General features: G+C 67.9%; 17 protein-coding genes. 13 read left to right on the top strand and 4 right to left on the bottom strand.

The window, feature by feature from the left end; translation table 11 throughout:
- Nucleotides 1–13 precede the first annotated feature (13 nt).
- From pstS to IG04_RS0118210, 3 genes are all read right to left on the bottom strand, one after another.
- Complete coding sequence (gene pstS, locus IG04_RS0118220) at nt 14–1,126, bottom strand: phosphate ABC transporter substrate-binding protein PstS (protein ID WP_030477865.1); 1,113 nt, start codon at nt 1,124–1,126, stop codon at nt 14–16.
- Between the two features lie 198 nt (nt 1,127–1,324).
- On the bottom strand, nt 1,325–2,200 hold the full coding sequence (mshD, locus tag IG04_RS0118215; RefSeq protein WP_030477864.1) for a mycothiol synthase: 876 nt from the start codon (nt 2,198–2,200) through the stop codon (nt 1,325–1,327).
- A 10-nt stretch (nt 2,201–2,210) separates the two neighbouring features.
- Nucleotides 2,211–2,972, bottom strand: a complete 762-nt coding sequence (locus tag IG04_RS0118210; RefSeq protein WP_030477863.1) for a response regulator transcription factor — start codon at nt 2,970–2,972, stop codon at nt 2,211–2,213.
- Between the two features lie 174 nt (nt 2,973–3,146).
- On the opposite strand from IG04_RS0118210, the gene IG04_RS0118205 reads away from it, so the two are divergent.
- The 11 genes from IG04_RS0118205 (at nt 3,147) to IG04_RS0118155 (ending at nt 12,674) form a co-directional block, all read left to right on the top strand.
- Complete coding sequence (locus IG04_RS0118205; protein ID WP_245816303.1) at nt 3,147–3,869, top strand: alpha/beta hydrolase; 723 nt, start codon at nt 3,147–3,149, stop codon at nt 3,867–3,869.
- Nucleotides 3,866–4,684 carry an LmeA family phospholipid-binding protein gene (locus IG04_RS0118200; RefSeq protein ID WP_030477861.1) on the top strand — a complete coding sequence of 273 codons (819 nt, stop codon included), beginning with the start codon at nt 3,866–3,868 and terminating at the stop codon, nt 4,682–4,684. The genes IG04_RS0118205 and IG04_RS0118200 overlap by 4 nt, the downstream gene beginning before the upstream one ends.
- A complete protein-coding gene (locus IG04_RS0118195; RefSeq protein ID WP_030477860.1) occupies nt 4,681–5,088 on the top strand; it encodes a thioredoxin family protein in 408 nt (135 codons plus the stop codon). Before IG04_RS0118200 ends, IG04_RS0118195 begins: the two co-directional genes overlap by 4 nt.
- A 79-nt stretch (nt 5,089–5,167) precedes the next feature.
- Nucleotides 5,168–5,245: a putative leader peptide gene (locus IG04_RS48970; RefSeq protein WP_360045477.1), complete on the top strand. Its 78-nt coding sequence runs from the start codon at nt 5,168–5,170 to the stop codon at nt 5,243–5,245.
- 72 nt (nt 5,246–5,317) lie between these two features.
- On the top strand, nt 5,318–5,755 hold the full coding sequence (locus IG04_RS0118190) for a DUF4395 domain-containing protein (RefSeq protein ID WP_030477859.1): 438 nt from the start codon (nt 5,318–5,320) through the stop codon (nt 5,753–5,755).
- 30 nt (nt 5,756–5,785) lie between these two features.
- A complete protein-coding gene (locus tag IG04_RS0118185; protein ID WP_030477858.1) occupies nt 5,786–6,631 on the top strand; it encodes a sulfurtransferase in 846 nt (281 codons plus the stop codon).
- Between the two features lie 5 nt (nt 6,632–6,636).
- Nucleotides 6,637–6,936 carry a DUF1416 domain-containing protein gene (locus tag IG04_RS0118180; protein ID WP_030477857.1) on the top strand — a complete coding sequence of 100 codons (300 nt, stop codon included), beginning with the start codon at nt 6,637–6,639 and terminating at the stop codon, nt 6,934–6,936.
- A 680-nt stretch (nt 6,937–7,616) separates the two neighbouring features.
- Nucleotides 7,617–8,228 (top strand): heme-binding beta-barrel domain-containing protein, encoded by a 612-nt coding sequence (locus IG04_RS0118170; protein ID WP_030477856.1) that lies wholly within the window; start codon nt 7,617–7,619, stop codon nt 8,226–8,228.
- A 391-nt stretch (nt 8,229–8,619) separates the two neighbouring features.
- Nucleotides 8,620–9,207 (top strand): 5-oxoprolinase subunit PxpB, encoded by a 588-nt coding sequence (pxpB, locus tag IG04_RS0118165; RefSeq protein ID WP_030477855.1) that lies wholly within the window; start codon nt 8,620–8,622, stop codon nt 9,205–9,207.
- Nucleotides 9,204–10,055 carry a 5-oxoprolinase subunit C family protein gene (locus tag IG04_RS0118160; protein WP_030477854.1) on the top strand — a complete coding sequence of 284 codons (852 nt, stop codon included), beginning with the start codon at nt 9,204–9,206 and terminating at the stop codon, nt 10,053–10,055. Before pxpB ends, IG04_RS0118160 begins: the two co-directional genes overlap by 4 nt.
- A 132-nt stretch (nt 10,056–10,187) precedes the next feature.
- Nucleotides 10,188–12,674, top strand: coding sequence for a glycosyl hydrolase family 18 protein (locus tag IG04_RS0118155; RefSeq protein ID WP_420843971.1), 2,487 nt, complete (start codon nt 10,188–10,190; stop codon nt 12,672–12,674).
- A gap of 4 nt (nt 12,675–12,678) precedes the next feature.
- Here IG04_RS0118155 and IG04_RS0118150 read toward each other — a convergent pair whose 3' ends face one another.
- On the bottom strand, nt 12,679–13,521 hold the full coding sequence (locus IG04_RS0118150; protein WP_030477852.1) for an aminodeoxychorismate lyase: 843 nt from the start codon (nt 13,519–13,521) through the stop codon (nt 12,679–12,681).
- Between the two features lie 71 nt (nt 13,522–13,592).
- Here IG04_RS0118150 and IG04_RS0118145 point away from each other — a divergent pair, with 71 nt between their 5' ends.
- Nucleotides 13,593–13,982 (top strand): Fur family transcriptional regulator, encoded by a 390-nt coding sequence (locus tag IG04_RS0118145; RefSeq protein WP_051770146.1) that lies wholly within the window; start codon nt 13,593–13,595, stop codon nt 13,980–13,982.
- On the top strand, nt 13,979–15,040 hold the full coding sequence (ygfZ, locus tag IG04_RS0118140) for a CAF17-like 4Fe-4S cluster assembly/insertion protein YgfZ (protein ID WP_030477850.1): 1,062 nt from the start codon (nt 13,979–13,981) through the stop codon (nt 15,038–15,040). The genes IG04_RS0118145 and ygfZ overlap by 4 nt, the downstream gene beginning before the upstream one ends.
- Nucleotides 15,041–15,055: the final 15 nt, after the last annotated feature.

Below are 15,055 nucleotides of genomic sequence, written 5' to 3'. Positions count from 1 at the left end.
TCTCGCATCAACCTCAGGCGATCGCCTTCACGGCGGTCAGGAGCTTCTCCTGGAACGCCTTGGGCAGCGGCACGTAACCCGCGTCGGCGAGCTGAGCCTGACCCGTGGTCGCGGCCACCGTGAGGAACGCCTTGACGGCCTTCGCGGTGTCGGCGTCGTAGCCCTTCGAGCACACGATCTCGTAGGTCGCGAGCAGCAGCGGGTACGAACCGGCAGCCTTGGAACCGTAGATCGAGTCGAGGTCGAGCACCAGGTTGTTGCCCTCGCCCTTGATCTTCGCACCGTCGATGGCCTTGCCGGCCGACTCGGCGGTCAGCTCGACAGGGCCGGCACCGGAGTCGATCTTGGCCATCGAGAGCTTGTTGTCCTGGGCGAAGGACCACTCGACGTAGGTGATGGCACCGTCGATGGAGCCGACGGCCTGAGCGACACCGGCGGACTTCTCCTTGCCCTCGCCGACACCACCCTTGAACTGCTTGCCGTCACCCTTGGTCCAGCCGCCGGCGACCTCCAGGTACTGCTGGAAGTTGTCCGTGGTGCCCGACTCGTCCGAGCGGTAGATCACCGTGATGTCCTTGTCCGGCAGGGACGCGGAGCCGTTCAGCGCCTTGATGGCCGGGTCGTTCCACTTCTTGACCGTGCCGGAGAAGATCGCGGCGGTGGTCTTGGGGTCCAGCACGAGGCTGTCCACCCCGGAGACCTTGTAGCCGACCGCGACGGGGCCGAAGACCAGCGGCAGGTTCCAGGCCGGGTTCTCCTGGCAACGCTTGGCGGCGGCCGTGGTCTCGGCGCCTTCCTTCAGCGCGGAGTCCGAACCACCGAAGTCGACCTGGCCGGCGTTGAAGTTCTTCACGCCCGCGCCGGAGCCCGAGGGGTTGTACGCGAGGTCCACACCGGGGCAGGCGGCCTGGTAGGCCTGCACGAACGCGTCGACCGCGTTCTTCTGCGCAGAGGAGCCCTCAGCGTTGAGCTTGGTCTTGCCACCGCACTCGACCGGGACAGACGCAGCGTTCGACGAGGTGTTCGTGCCACCCGTCGGCGCGTTGTTGTCACTGCCACACGCACTGAGCAGCAGCGCGCTGGCCGCGACGAGGCCGAGAACGGCACCGTGCCGCTGGATCTTCACCTTGGTCCTCCACCTTGCGGAAAGCATTAGCGGTTCGCGACGGACGCCGCCGCTCGCTACGGAAGGTAGGTAGCCAGAATGGACAACCCGCCTAGTCAGGGTGAACGGGAGGTGAACACCGAACGGGAAGTGACGGGCCACACCACCAAAAGAGTGAAGGCGTGACCAGCGCGTATGCGTTTTGTGACGCTACGTTGACTACCGGGCGTACTGGACATCGGCGTCCCAAAGGGTGAAGCCGAGTTTCGTGTACACGCGGACCGCCGCGGAGTTGTCCGACTCGACGTAGAGCATGACTTCCTTGACGCGCTGTTCGCGCAGGTGACGCAGCCCGGCGAGGGTGAGCGCCCTGCCCAGGCCACCGCCCTGGCGGTCCGGGTCGACGCCCACGACGTAGACCTCACCCAGCTCGGGCGTGTGCACCTTCGTCCAGTGGAAGCCGGCCAGCCTGCCGTCGGCGTCGAACGCGAGCAGGAAGCCCTCGGGATCGAACCAGGGTTCGTCTTCCTTGGCGCGAACGTCCTCGATGGACATCGCGCCCTGCTCTGGGTGCCAGTCGAACGCGCGGTGGTTCACGTAGACGACCGCGGCCTCGTCCTTGCCCGGGACGAACGGCCGGATCGTGATGCCCTCGGGGAGCTTGGGCTCCGGCAGGTCGTTCTCGACGCGCAGCCGCATCCGCAGCAGTTCGCGCACCTTGCGGAAACCGAGCTTCTCCGCGAGCTTCTCGGCGTCCGGGTGGCCGCCGTGCGCCCAGATCCGCAGTGACTCCTGCGGGAGCGCTTTCACCAGCGCCTCTCCCACGCCCTGATGGCGGTGCTTCGGGTGCACGGCGAACTCGGCGACCTTGTTGCCACCGGAGTCACCGATCAGGTCGACGTGTGCGTACCCGGCGAGCTCGCCGTTCAGATGCGCGAGGAGGTGCCTGCTGCCGGTCGCGCCGGGGCGCATCCGCAGTCGCACGGCCTCGCCGACCGGGGCCACGCCATCGGTGCCCTGGGCCGCCTCCAGCAGACCCGTCACCTCGGCGGCCTGGTCGGCCGTCAGCTCCTCGAACCAGCTCAGTTGCGCCACACAGGCGAACCTACCGCGCGATCAAACGCTCATCCAGGACACGAGCGGAGTCGTCGATCTCCACCTCGGCCATCTCGGCCGGACGGCGCGGCGAGCCGGGACGCGGCGGGCGGACGAACTTGTAGCCCACGTTGCGGACCGTGCCGATGAGCGCCTCGTGCTCGGGGCCGAGCTTGGCGCGCAGCCGTCGCACGTGGACGTCGACCGTGCGGGTGCCGCCGAAGAAGTCGTAGCCCCAGACCTCCTGCAGCAGCTGGGCGCGGGTGAAGACCCGGCCCGCGTGCTGCGCGAGGTACTTGAGCAGCTCGAACTCCTTGTAGGTGAGGTCGAGCGGACGGCCCTTGAGGCGCGCGGTGTAGGTGGCCTCGTCGATCACGAGGTCGCCGAGCTGGATCGCGCCGTCGCCACCGGGCGCGGTCGTGCCCCGGCGGGAGCGGACCAGGCGCAGGCGGGCGTCGACCTCGGCGGGGCCGGAGTTCGGCAGCAGGATCTCGTCGACGGACCAGTCGGAGTTGACCGCGACCAGACCGCCCTCGGTGACGACGGCCACCACGGGCACGTCCACACCGGACGAGTCGAGCAGACGGCACAGCGAGCGCGCGCCGACCAGGTCGGTGCGGGCGTCGATCAGCACGATGTCGTGAGGACCGGCCTCGAGAAGCGCGGAGACCTCGGGGCGCAAGGGGCGCACGGCGTGGGGAAGCAGAGCCAGCGCCGGAAGCACCGCCTCCGGGTCCGGGTCTGTCGTCAGCAGAAGCACGTCGATACTCATCGCGGCGCCCTCCAAATCGGCCGTGGACGGTCACCTGGACCAGACCAGCGGCGTACGGTGACCGGGCCCCGTTGCCTGCGGATGACGGAGACAATACCGGTGCACCCCGAGAAAGTCCCAGGTCAAGAAGCCGTGCTCACACTTGTTTCCACAAGCGTCACGCCTGTTACATCCGTGTCACACGACGGAGTGCGCCTGCACGGCGTCCACTACAAGAGTGAAAGTGACGTCGCTTTCGTTGTGGGACACGGGTTCACGAACAACGTGCGCAGGCCGTACGTCTCCCGTGTGCTTGCCCGACTGTCCAGGAACGCCGGCGTCGTCGCGTTCGACTTCCGCGGGCACGGACGCTCCGAAGGACGCTCCGCGGTGGGCGCGGAGGAGATCCACGACATCGAGGCCGCCGTCCTCAAGGCGCGCGAACTCGGGTACTCGAAGATCGCGACCGTCGGGTTCTCGATGGGTGCCTCGATCGTCCTGCGGCACGCGGTGCTGGGGGAGACCAGGCCGGACGCGGTGGTCTCGGTGAGCGGGCCCGCCCGGTGGTGGTCACGCGAGACCGCTCCCATGCGCCGGGTCCACTGGCTGCTGGAACAACCGCACGGCAAGCTCGCGGCACGGGCGCTCGGGGTTCGGCTCGGCGGCAGCTGGGTACAAGCGCCGGAGAGTCCGCTCGAGGTGGTCGGACGCATCACACCGACCCCACTGCTGATCGTGCACGGTGACCTGGACCACTATTTCTCCGTGGACCACGCCAGGTCGCTGCACCGCGCGTCCTCCGGACATGCCGAGTTGTGGATCGAACCCGGCATGCGGCACGCGGAATCGGCCGCGACTCCAGACCTGGTAGACCGGATGGCGGCATGGATCGCCGTTAACGTCGAGGACGAGGAATGACTGCGCAGACCCCGGCACGGCCGCGAAAGAAGAAGTCCCGTCGCGGGAAGTTCCTCATCATCACGGTCATCGTGCTGGGCGTGCTGCTCGTCGCCGCCGACTTCGCGCTGGCCGCGGCCGGTGAGTACCAGATCGCCCAGCGGATGCGGGAGAAACTGCAGCTCAACGAGGACCCGTCGGTGCGCATCAACGGGTTCCCGTTCACCGTGCAGGCGTTGCGCGGCGACTACCGGCACGTCGAGATCCGCGCGTACGGCGTGCCGATCCGCAACGAGCAGCAGGGCGTCGACCTGCGCGACCTCGACGTCGAGGCGGACCTGCTGCACACCCGCGTCGAACTCGCGGACCTGCTCGCGGGCAACGTCTCCAAGGCGACCATCGACACCGTCAAGGGCAGCGTCCGGATCAAGGCGATGGACCTGAACCGGCTGGCGAACCAGGTGACGCCGTTCGACAAGCTCTCGATCGAGCCGGACAACCGCGTCGCCACGCAGACCCCGGCCGACCCGCTGGTGCCCAAGACGACCGCCGCGGTGAAGCTCTCCGGCCAGACCAACGTCGCCGGCAAGGTCATCACGCTCACCGCGTACGGCCAGATCGCACTGGTCAGCGGTGCCATCCAGATCAACATCGACGACATCGTGCTGGACGACGCCTCGCTGAAGCAGATCATCCCGCAGCTGCGTCAGGCGCTCGCGATCAAGATCGACCCGGGCACGCTGCCGTTCGGTGCGACGCCTACCGCCGTCGAGGTGGAGAGCGGTTCGTTCAAGCTGTCCGGCGAGGTCGCGGATGTACCGTTGGTCCAACGATGACTGGTGTGTGGGCGCTGCTGGGCGCGCTGGCCGTGGCCGGCGCGATCGGTGTGCTGCTCAAGGTCCGCGAGGGCCGCATCTCCCGTTCTAAGGACTCGATCGACCTGCCCGCCCCCGTGCGCGACCTGCTCGCGCCGGGGGTGACGCTGGTCCAGCTCTCCACCACGTTCTGCGCGCCGTGCCGGCACGCGAAGGTGGTCCTCCGCGACCTCGCCGACCGCACGGACGGCCTCACCCACGCCGAGCTCGACGTCACGAACCTCCCGGACGTCACCACCAGGCTCGGCGTCATGCGCACCCCCACGACGCTCGCCCTGACGTCGGACGGCACCGAGGTGTTGCGAGTCGGCGGCGTGCCGAAACGCGACTCGTTGCTGGCGGCGCTGCGACCGCATTTGCCCTAATCCAGTCGGGTGAACCTGCGTTGTTCCACCAGATGGACATACCTCCCGCCCCGAGGGATTGAGGGCTACCCTCGCTGGCATGACCTTGCTGCTCACGAAGCGACGCGCGGTTGACCTGTGCCGCACGCGCAGCAGCCTGTGTCGCACGACGAGCTGAACCGGGCTGCTTGACGCCCATCAGCTACCTCTGACGGACTGAATCCCCTCGTCCGCATGCCCGGAGGTCGTCGTGCCCAAGGACTCCCCTGTAGACCCGCGCGGACCGCGCTTCTCCGCCTGGATGACCACCGTCATCCTCGCGATCGTGTTGCTCACCGGCTGGTGGCGGCTCCTCGCCGCCCAGACGGTGCTCTTCGCGATGTGCGCGTTCATCTCGCTGAAGCTGAACCCGTGGGGTCACGTCTACCGCTACGCGATCCAGCCACGCCTGACCCCGACCACCGAACGCGAGGAAGCCGCCCCGCTGCGGTTCGCGCAAGGTGTCGGCTTCGTCTTCGCACTGATCGGCACCCTCGGTTACGCCACCGGCTTCACCACGCTCGGCATGGTGGCAACCGGTCTCGCACTGGTGGCAGCACTGCTCAACGCGGCGCTGGGCCTGTGCCTCGGGTGCGAGATGTACCTCGTGCTGCGCAGGTACGTACCCGCCCTCGCTCGACCGCAATAACGACACGCACTACTACAGGAGCAACTTCCCATGAGCCGTGAGAACGTGCTGGTCTCGGCCGCCTGGTCCGAAGAGAACCTCCAGGCGCCCGGCGTCGTGTTCGCGGAGGTCGACGAGGACACCACCGCGTACGACGGCGGACACATCCCCGGAGCCGTGAAGATCGACTGGAAGAACGACCTCCAGGACCCGGTCCGCCGCGACTTCGTCGACCGCGAGGGCTTCGAGAAGCTGCTCTCGGCCAAGGGCATCTCCAACGACGACACCGTCGTCCTCTACGGCGGCAACAACAACTGGTTCGCGGCCTACGCGTACTGGTACTTCAAGCTCTACGGCCACACCAACGTCAAGCTCCTCGACGGCGGCCGCAAGAAGTGGGAACTCGACGGCCGCCCCCTGGACAAGGACGAGGTCACCCGCGAGGCGACCTCCTACCAGGCCCAGGAGCAGGACCTGTCGATCCGCGCCTTCCGCGACGAGGTCGTCGACTCCATCGGCAACAAGAACCTCGTCGACGTGCGCTCCCCCGACGAGTTCTCCGGCAAGCTCCTCGCCCCGGCCCACCTCCCGCAGGAGCAGGCCCAGCGCGGCGGCCACATCCCGTCCGCCGTGAACGTCCCGTGGTCCAAGGCGGCCAACGAGGACGGCACCTTCAAGTCCGACGACGACCTCCGCGAGCTCTACGCCGAGGCGGGCTTCGACGGCAGCCGCAAGACCATCGCGTACTGCCGCATCGGCGAGCGCTCCTCGCACACCTGGTTCGCCCTGCGCGAGCTGCTCGGCCACGAAGACGTCAAGAACTACGACGGTTCTTGGACGGAGTACGGCTCGCTCATCGGCGTGCCGATCGAACTCGGTTCCGGCAAGGAGGCCTGATCATCATGTCCAACGGCTGCGGCGCCCCCACTCAGGGCGGCACGATCGAAGCGGGCACCACCGAAACCGTGCTCGAAGGCAAGGTCGTCTCAGAGGGCACCCCGGTAGGCGGCGCCTTCGTCCGCCTGCTCGACTCGACAGGCGAGTTCACGGCAGAGGTGGTCACCTCCCCGGAGGGCGACTTCCGCTTCTTCGCGGCACCGGGCAGCTGGACCGTCCGCGCCCTGCACCGCACCGGCAACGGCCAGGCCGACGTGTCGGCCTCGGGCCCCGGCGTGCACGCGGTGCAGATCGCGGTCGCCTAGACCCACAGGTCACCAGACCCGGTTGGTACAACCGAAGGCCCGGCGGTGTCACACCGCCGGGCCTTCGGCATCCCGGCACGTCCACGCGCCTCGGGGCGCCCTCCCGCGAAGCCGCAGGCAAGCAGTCCGAGCGCACGCTCATGAGCACGCATCTCACCCGCGATGCCGCAGGCGAGCAGTCCTTACCGTGCGTTCTGGGTGGGGTGGCTTCGTCACGAGTCGTGCCATAGCTCTTGCTGCATGGCCCGCTCTTGGCTCGGCTCGTGACGAAGCCACCCCACCAACGCAACCATCTACGCAACGCGCCTCCGCCCAACGCAACAGGCGTGCCATCAACCCGCGCACGGCGTGGACCCCCGGCTTTGGATCAGATTGGCGGGGTCTGGGGCGGAGCCCCAGGAATCAGCCGGAACATCCCCCAGCACGGTGACCACCCACGAACACGAAACCGCCGCCCGCCAACGAAACCGGGGGACGACCCACCCAACCGACGCGCACGCCCAAAGGCGGGGCAAGGGCGCAGCCCCCGGTGTCCTCCACCACCACAACCCAGCACGTCACCACCAGCGAGATATCCTCTCCACCGTGGAACACATCTTCACCGGACTCCTGGTGCTAGTGACGATCGCCGTAATGTGGTTCGCCGGCTACGTCGTCTACCGCCTCTACTCCGACCAGCGATGACCAGCGGCGACGAGGCCATCCGCCTGGCCGAGGAACGAGCAGCCGCCACGAGGGCGCGCAACCTTCCCCAGTTCGACGACATGCCCGTCCCGGGCGACACGGCGAACCTGCGCGAGGGCGCGAACCTGAACGACGCTCTCCTGAGCGTCCTCCCGCTGGTGGGCGTGTGGCGAGGCGAGGGCGAGATCGTCTACCCGACGATCGACGGCCCGTTCCGCTTCGGCCAGCAGATCACGTTCGCCCACGACGGCCGGCCGTTCCTCGTCTACGAGGCGAGGTCGTGGCTGTTGAACGAGGCGGGCGAGGTCATCCGCCCGGCGGCGAGAGAACAGGGCTTCTGGCGCCCGCAGGAAGACGACACGATCGAGTTCCTGCTGACGCACAACACGGGCATCGTCGAGCTGTACTACGGCAAGGTGCGCACGCAGACTTCCTGGGAGTTCGAGACGGACGCGGTCATCCGCTCCGCCACGGCCAAGGACGTCAAGGCTTCGCAGCGCCTGTACGGCGTGGTGAACGGCGACCTCGCGTATGTCGAGGAGCGCGCCATGATGGGCCAGGACATGCAGCCGCACGCGTCGGCGCACCTGAAGCGCGTCGTCGGCTAGCTCAGGTCGTCGGCTTAGCTCGGATCGTCGGCTTAGCCCGGATCGTTGGACGTTGGATCGTTGAACAATCCCACGTGAGCATCGCAGGATCGTTGAACAATCCAGCGAGCGCCTTGTCGGATCGTTCAACGATCCAACAACAGCACTGGACATTCCCTGGCACCTGGGCCGCCGGATCGCGGCCTGCGGATCGCGCCCCGCCCTGATCGCGCCTGCCGGATACCGGCCGAAGCCTTGCCGGATCGCGGGCCTGCCGGAGCGGATCGCCGGACCGCGGCGCCTGCGGGATCGTGGCCCACCGGACCGCAGGCCCGGATCGGACCGCTGGATTGTTGAACAATTCGCGTGTCGGATTGTTCAACAATCCCACGATTCCCCGTAACATGGATCCATGCTGCTGCGGCGCTGCGGAACCGACGCGCTCCTCATCGAGGTCGACTCACTGAGCGAGGTAACGGCCGTCCGAGCAGCCCTCGAAAACCTCGACGGCATCGAGGAGCTGGTCCCAGCCGCACGAACAGTCCTGGTCAAGGGCGCGCTGACCCAGGTCAGGGAAACGCTGAAAACCATCGACCTGACCAAGACTCCCGCAAAACACTCACGCGAGATCACCATCCCCGTCATCTACGACGGCCCGGACCTCGCCCTCGTCGCCGAAACAGCCGGCACCACCCCGGACGAGGTAGTGCGACTCCACACAACCGCCACCTACGAAGTCGCGTTCTGCGGCTTCGCCCCAGGCTTCGGCTACCTGACCGGCCTCCCGGAAGCACTCCAGCAACCCAGGCTCGACTCGCCGCGGACCAAGGTCCCGCAAGGCTCGGTCGGCATCGCGGGCGAGTTCACCGCCGCCTACCCCAGGCCGACACCGGGCGGCTGGCGGCTGATCGGCCGCACCGAGACAACGCTGTTCGACGCCAAGGCCGAGACCCCCGCGCTGCTGCAGCCGGGTGACCAGGTCAGGTTCGTGGTCGCATGAAGCGCAGCGTCACGATCATCAGGACCGGTCCGCAGGCGTTGGTCGAGGACCTCGGCAGGCCCGGCAACGCGCACCTGGGCGTGCCTCCGTCGGGTGCGCTGGACCAGGACTCGCTCAAGCTCGCCAACCGCCTCGTCGGCAACCCCGAAAACACGGCCGGACTGGAGCTCCTGCTCGGCGGTCTCGCGCTCAAGGCCAACGCGAGCTGCACGGTCGCCGTCACCGGGCCGCCCACCGAGGTCCGAATCGACGGCAGGCTCACCGACTCGCACCACCCGGTCCACCTGAAGCAGGACGAGGTCCTGGAGATCGGTACGCCGCAGACCGGTCTGCGCAACTACCTCGCGCTGTCCGGCGGCATCGAGGTCGACGAGGAACTCGGCAGCCGCTCGACCGACCTGCTCTCCGGAATCGGTCCAGAACCGTTGCGGGCCAACGACGTCCTGCATCTTGGGACGCCGAACCCTCCCGAAGGTGCCGATGTGGTGCCGCCACACCATGCGCTGCAAACGTTGGTCATCCCGATTCGGCTCGGGCCGCGGGACGACTGGTTCGACGACGCGGAAACCCAGCTGCGGCAGGGATCCTGGACGGTGTCGGACCGCAGCAACCGAGTGGGTGCGCGGCTCAACGGAACCAAGCTGAATCGTCGTGACGGGGAGATTCCCAGCGAGGGGATGATCACCGGCGCGGTGCAGGTGCCGCCGGACGGGCAGCCCGTGGTCTTCCTGAATGATCATCCGACGACGGGTGGTTACCCTGTTATCGGCGTGGTGGACAACGATTACCTGCGTTTTCTCGGGCAGGCGCGGCCGGGTACCGAGGTCAGGTTCCGCCCGATCGACTGAGCGGCCACGCCGTTGACGGAGTGGTCCAGACCAAATACCGTAACTGGCAGCCGCCGCGGAATCTCTACCAATCTGGAGTTCCGCATGCGCCGGATCCCTGCCCTGCTAGCAGTTCTCCTCGCGGTATTAGCTTTGGCGGTCCCTGCACAGGCCGCCACTGACATCACCGCGACCTTCTCCCGCACCGGCACGAGTGCCAAGTTCGTCGTCGCCAACGCGAGCACGACCGCGCTCAACGGGTGGTCGGTCAAGTTCGACCTGCCGGCCGGTGTCACGGCCAGCGCCCCGCAGAACGCGACGATCACCCAGAACGGCACGAGAGTGACGCTCACTCCTGCCTTCTACATCAACAACCTCCCGCCGGGGCGCAACACCGAGCCGTACAGCCCCGTGTTCACGCTGAGCGCTGCGGCCGACCCGACCGCCTGCACGATCAACAACATGGCGTGTGACGGCACCGGCACCCCGCCGCCGGCGCCGACCGGGCTGACCGCCGAGTACTCGGTGGCCGGTGGCGCGGCGAAGTTCGTCGTTCGCAACCACTCCGCCGCGGCCGTCTCCGACTGGTCGATCTCCTTCACGCTGCCCAGCGGTGTGACGGTGAGCAACGGCCAGAACGGCACGATCTCCCAGAACGGCAACCAGGTCACCGTCACCCCTGCGCACTACAACAAGACGGTGGCGGCCGGGGGATCCACCGAGCCGTACAGTCCGGCGTTCTCGATCAGCCAGAACGTCGACCCGGTGACGTGCCGGATCAACAACGCCAACTGCGACGGCAGCGCGGACACTCCGCCAAGCACGCCAACAGGTCTCGCGTCACCGACGAAGACCACGCGGACGGTGAGCCTGCAGTGGAACGCCTCCACGCCCGGCTCGCTGCCGATCGCCGGCTACGACGTCTACAACGGTTCAAGCCTCGCCGGTAGCTCCACCACCACGTCGACGATCATCACCGGCCTGAGCCCGAACACCGCGTACTCCTTCACGGTGCGGGCCAAGGACACCAAGGGAACTCAAAGCGCCCAAAGCACCGCGCTGAGCGTCACCACCAACAACCCCGCCAACGACACCACGCCCCCGACCGCGCCGGGCAACCTGCGGTCGACGGCGAAGGACGCCGGCAGCGTCACGCTGGCGTGGAACGCCTCCACGGACAACAGCGGGGCCGCGAACTACGACGTCTACGTGGGCACGACCGTGAAGACGACGGTCTCCGGCACCACAGCGGTCGTCAGCGGCCTGTCGCCGTCCACGAACTACACCTTCACCGTCAAAGCACGAGACCTCTACGACAACGTCTCCGCCGCGAGCAACGCGCTGAACGAGCGCACTGGTGACATCGTCGGCGGATACGCCCGTGTCGGGTACTTCGTGCAGTGGGGCATCTACGGACGCCAGTACTTCGTGAAGGACATGGACGCCGCGAAGATGACCCACGTCAACTACGCGTTCGGCAACATCGATCCCGTCAACCTGACGTGCCTGCACGGCGTCACGAAGGGCACGAGCCCGAACCCGCAGGACCCGAACCAGGGCGACGGCGCGGGTGACGCGGAAGCCGACTACAGCAGGCCGATGAGCGCCGCCCAGTCCGTCGACGGTGTCGCGGACAGCGGCTGGGAACCGTTGCGCGGCAACTACAACCAGCTCAAGAAGCTCAAGGCGAAGCACCCGAACCTCAAGGTGCTGATCTCGCTCGGCGGCTGGACGTACTCCAAGTACTTCTCGGACGTCGCGGCGACGGACGCGGCGCGCAAGAAGTTCGTGGCGTCGTGCATCGACGTCTACCTCAAGGGCAACCTGCCCGTGTACAACGGCGCCGGCGGCCCCGGCACCGCAGCGAACATCTTCGACGGCTTCGACCTCGACTGGGAGTGGCCGGGCGCGGAAGGCCACGCGGGCAACCACTTCGGCCCGCAGGACAAGGTCAACAACACGCTGTTGATCGAGGAGTTCCGCCGGCAGATGGACGCGTACAGCACCACCACGGGCAAGCGCTACCAGCTCACCGCGTTCACCCCGGCCGACCCCGCCAAGATCGAGGCGGGCTGGGAGCTCGGGCGGGTCGCGCAGTCGATGGACATCTTCAACGTCCAGGGCTACGACTTCCACGGCTCCGGCAGCGACAACTCGTGGGAGCCCAACCGGACCGGCCACCAGGGCAACCTCTACCCGGACCCGGACGACCCGTACACGACCAAGTTCAGCGTCGAGAGCACCGTCCAGGCCTACCTCGACGCGGGAGTGCCGTCACGCAAGATCACGCTCGGACTCGCGTTCTACGGCCGCGGCTGGCAGAACGTGGTCAACGGCGGCAAGAACGGCGAGTGGCAGACCGCGGGAGGTGCGGCTCCCGGCCAGTTCCCGGAGGAGTCGGGCACGCGCGGGTACGCCAACCTCGTCGCGTCCGTGCCGAACTGCACCGTCTTCCACGACGAGGTCGCCGTGGCGACGTCCTGCTACACCGGCAATCAGTGGTGGACCTTCGACGACGTGTGGTCGATCCAGAAGAAGACCGCGTGGCTGAAGTCGAAGAACCTGCTGGGCGCGATGTTCTGGGAGATGTCGGGTGACCGCGGCCCGTTGATGGCCGCGGTCGACGCCGGACTCCGCTAGAAAATCAGTATTCCGACTCGTACAGGCCCTGCAGCTCGGTCAGCAGGGCCGACGAGTCGGGCAGCTGCTTGCCGTCCAGCACGGTCACCCGCGTGATCTTGCGGACGCTGGACGCGAGGAACACGCCCTCGGCGTCGTAGAGCTCGCCGGTCTGGATCGGCTCCACGAGCACGGTCCAGCCGGCGCGCTCGGCGGCGCGGAACAACGCGTACTGCGTGGTGCCGGGCAGAATGCCGAGCTTCGACGGCGGCGTGACCAGGGTCTTGCCGCGCACGAGGATCAGCGTCGAGGTCGGGCCTTCGAGCACCGAACCGTCGGACGTCGTGAAGACGACCTCGGCGGCACCGCGGCGCTCGGCCTCGCGCAGCGCGGCCATGTTGATCGCGTACGACAGCGACTTCGCGCCCAGCAGCAGCCACGGCGCGCGGTCGGCGAGGTTCGCGTCGATGCCGCGGTCCAGGGTCACCGCCGACAGGCCCTCGACGCGCTGCTTGAGCACCTTCGCGCCGATCTCCATGCCGAGCGCGAACCCGGTGGGCGTGCCGTCGCCGCCCTCGACGCCGCGGGTGTAGACGAGCTTGAGGGCGAACTCCTGGCCGCCGGTCCAGTTGCCGATGACGAGATCGACCGCGCGCTCGAACTCCGCACGCGGAGGAGGCTGCATGTCGAGCATGGCCGCGGACCGGTCGAGCCGGTCGAGGTGGGGCGTGAGTTCGCGGGGCTTCCCGTCGACCACGAGGATCGTTTCGAACACGCCATCGCCGCGCATGAGTCCGAGGTCCTCGACGCGGATCTGCGGCGAGTCGGGGTCAGCGAGGGTTCCGTCGAGCAGTGCCAGCACGCGCATGGAGCGAGCCTACTAACATCGGTGGTGTGGAGACCGCAAGAGGCCTGCGCAAAACGCTGCACGACCGCGGTATGAGGATGACGCCGCAGCGTCAGCTCGTGCTGGACGCGGTCAGGTCGCTGGAACACGCGACACCCGAGCAGATCTGTCAGCGCGTCCAGGAGACGGCGCCGACGGTCAACATCACCACCATCTACCGCACGCTCGATCTTCTCGACCGGCTCGGACTGGTTCGGCACACGCACCTTGGCCACGGTGCGCCGAGCTACTCGGTCGAAGATCACCAGCACGTACACCTCGTGTGCCACGTGTGCGGTTCGATCCAGGAAATCCCGTGTGAGCTTCTCGACCCGTTGGTCGGAACATTGCGGGAGCGCGACGGGTTCGAACTTGATGCAAGCCATCTCGCCCTGTCCGGCACATGCCGCGACTGTTTGAAGCAGGAGCAGGAGATCGAGTGACCCTCCCAGGAGCCGTCCCGCCGCCCGACGATTCGACGGATGCCGGCGTCGCCTGGCACTACGGCGACCCGTTCGCCGAACAGCGCTCCGCCGCCCGTTCGGTGGTCGTGGTCGACCGTTCGAACCGCGGTGTCATCGCGATCCCTGGCGAGGACAGGCTCAAGTGGCTGCACCAGCTCACGAGCCAGCACTTCGAGCAGCTCGGTGAGGGCACGGCGACCGAGGCGCTGATCCTCGACGCCCAGGGCCGCCTGGAGCACCACATGGTCGTCGCGAACGTCGGCGGCACGGTGTTCCTCGACGTCGAGAAGGTCGACGACCTGCTGACGTACCTGAAGAGGATGGTCTTCTGGTCCAAGGTGGAGCCGCGCGACGCCACGGCGGAGTTCGCGCTGCTGACGATCACCGGGCCGGAGACCCCCACGCTGCTGGAGAAGCTCGGCATCCCGATGCCGTCGGACGTCGCCGCGCTCGGCGAGGGCTTCGTGCGCAGGGCGTCGTGGCCGGGCCGGGACGCGGTCGACCTGCTGGTCCCGCGCGCCGAGCTCGCCGGCTGGTGGCAGCGGATCACCGACGCGGGGGCGCGCCCGGCGGGCAGCTACGCGTTCGAGGCGCTGCGGGTCGAGTCGCTGCGCGCCCGGCAGGGCATCGACACCGACGAACGCACGATCCCGCACGAGGTCGGCCTGATCGACCCGGCCGTGCACCTGAACAAGGGGTGCTACCGGGGCCAGGAGACGGTCGCGAAGGTCCACAACGTGGGACGCCCGCCCAGGCGGATGCTCCTACTCCACCTGGATGGTTCTGCCGACGCCCAGCCGGAGACCGGTGACCCGGTGACGCTGGACGGGCGAGTGGTCGGCCGGGTGGGCACCGTGGCCCTGCACCACGAACTCGGCGCGATCGCGTTGGCGCTGGTCAAGCGGTCTGTGCCGGTCGAGGCCGAGCTCATCGCAGGCGCTCCCGAACGGGAGGTTCCGGCACGGATCGACCCGGACTCGGTGCCTGCGGACACGCCCGGTCTGGGCCGGGAAGCTGTTCGCAACTTGAGGGGATGAGCCCCTAAAGTCCCG

This window comes from Lentzea albidocapillata (assembly GCF_000719115.1).
GTDB lineage: Bacteria > Actinomycetota > Actinomycetes > Mycobacteriales > Pseudonocardiaceae > Lentzea > Lentzea albidocapillata.
This window is presented reverse-complemented; position numbering and strand designations above follow the sequence as displayed.

Bases quoted from the DNA above. Each gene is read 5' to 3' on its own strand.
- pxpB (WP_030477855.1), top strand. From the start codon at position 8,620: ATGCTGCTGCGGCGCTGCGGAACCGACGCGCTCCTCATCGAGGTCGAC.
- IG04_RS0118210 (WP_030477863.1), bottom strand. From the start codon at position 2,972: ATGAGTATCGACGTGCTTCTGCTGACGACAGACCCGGACCCGGAGGCG.
- IG04_RS0118170 (WP_030477856.1), top strand. From the start codon at position 7,617: ATGACCAGCGGCGACGAGGCCATCCGCCTGGCCGAGGAACGAGCAGCC.
- IG04_RS0118160 (WP_030477854.1), top strand. From the start codon at position 9,204: ATGAAGCGCAGCGTCACGATCATCAGGACCGGTCCGCAGGCGTTGGTC.
- IG04_RS0118150 (WP_030477852.1), bottom strand. From the start codon at position 13,521: ATGCGCGTGCTGGCACTGCTCGACGGAACCCTCGCTGACCCCGACTCG.
- IG04_RS48970 (WP_360045477.1), top strand. From the start codon at position 5,168: ATGACCTTGCTGCTCACGAAGCGACGCGCGGTTGACCTGTGCCGCACG.
- IG04_RS0118195 (WP_030477860.1), top strand. From the start codon at position 4,681: ATGACTGGTGTGTGGGCGCTGCTGGGCGCGCTGGCCGTGGCCGGCGCG.
- IG04_RS0118200 (WP_030477861.1), top strand. From the start codon at position 3,866: ATGACTGCGCAGACCCCGGCACGGCCGCGAAAGAAGAAGTCCCGTCGC.
- IG04_RS0118180 (WP_030477857.1), top strand. From the start codon at position 6,637: ATGTCCAACGGCTGCGGCGCCCCCACTCAGGGCGGCACGATCGAAGCG.
- IG04_RS0118145 (WP_051770146.1), top strand. From the start codon at position 13,593: ATGAGGATGACGCCGCAGCGTCAGCTCGTGCTGGACGCGGTCAGGTCG.
- IG04_RS0118185 (WP_030477858.1), top strand. From the start codon at position 5,786: ATGAGCCGTGAGAACGTGCTGGTCTCGGCCGCCTGGTCCGAAGAGAAC.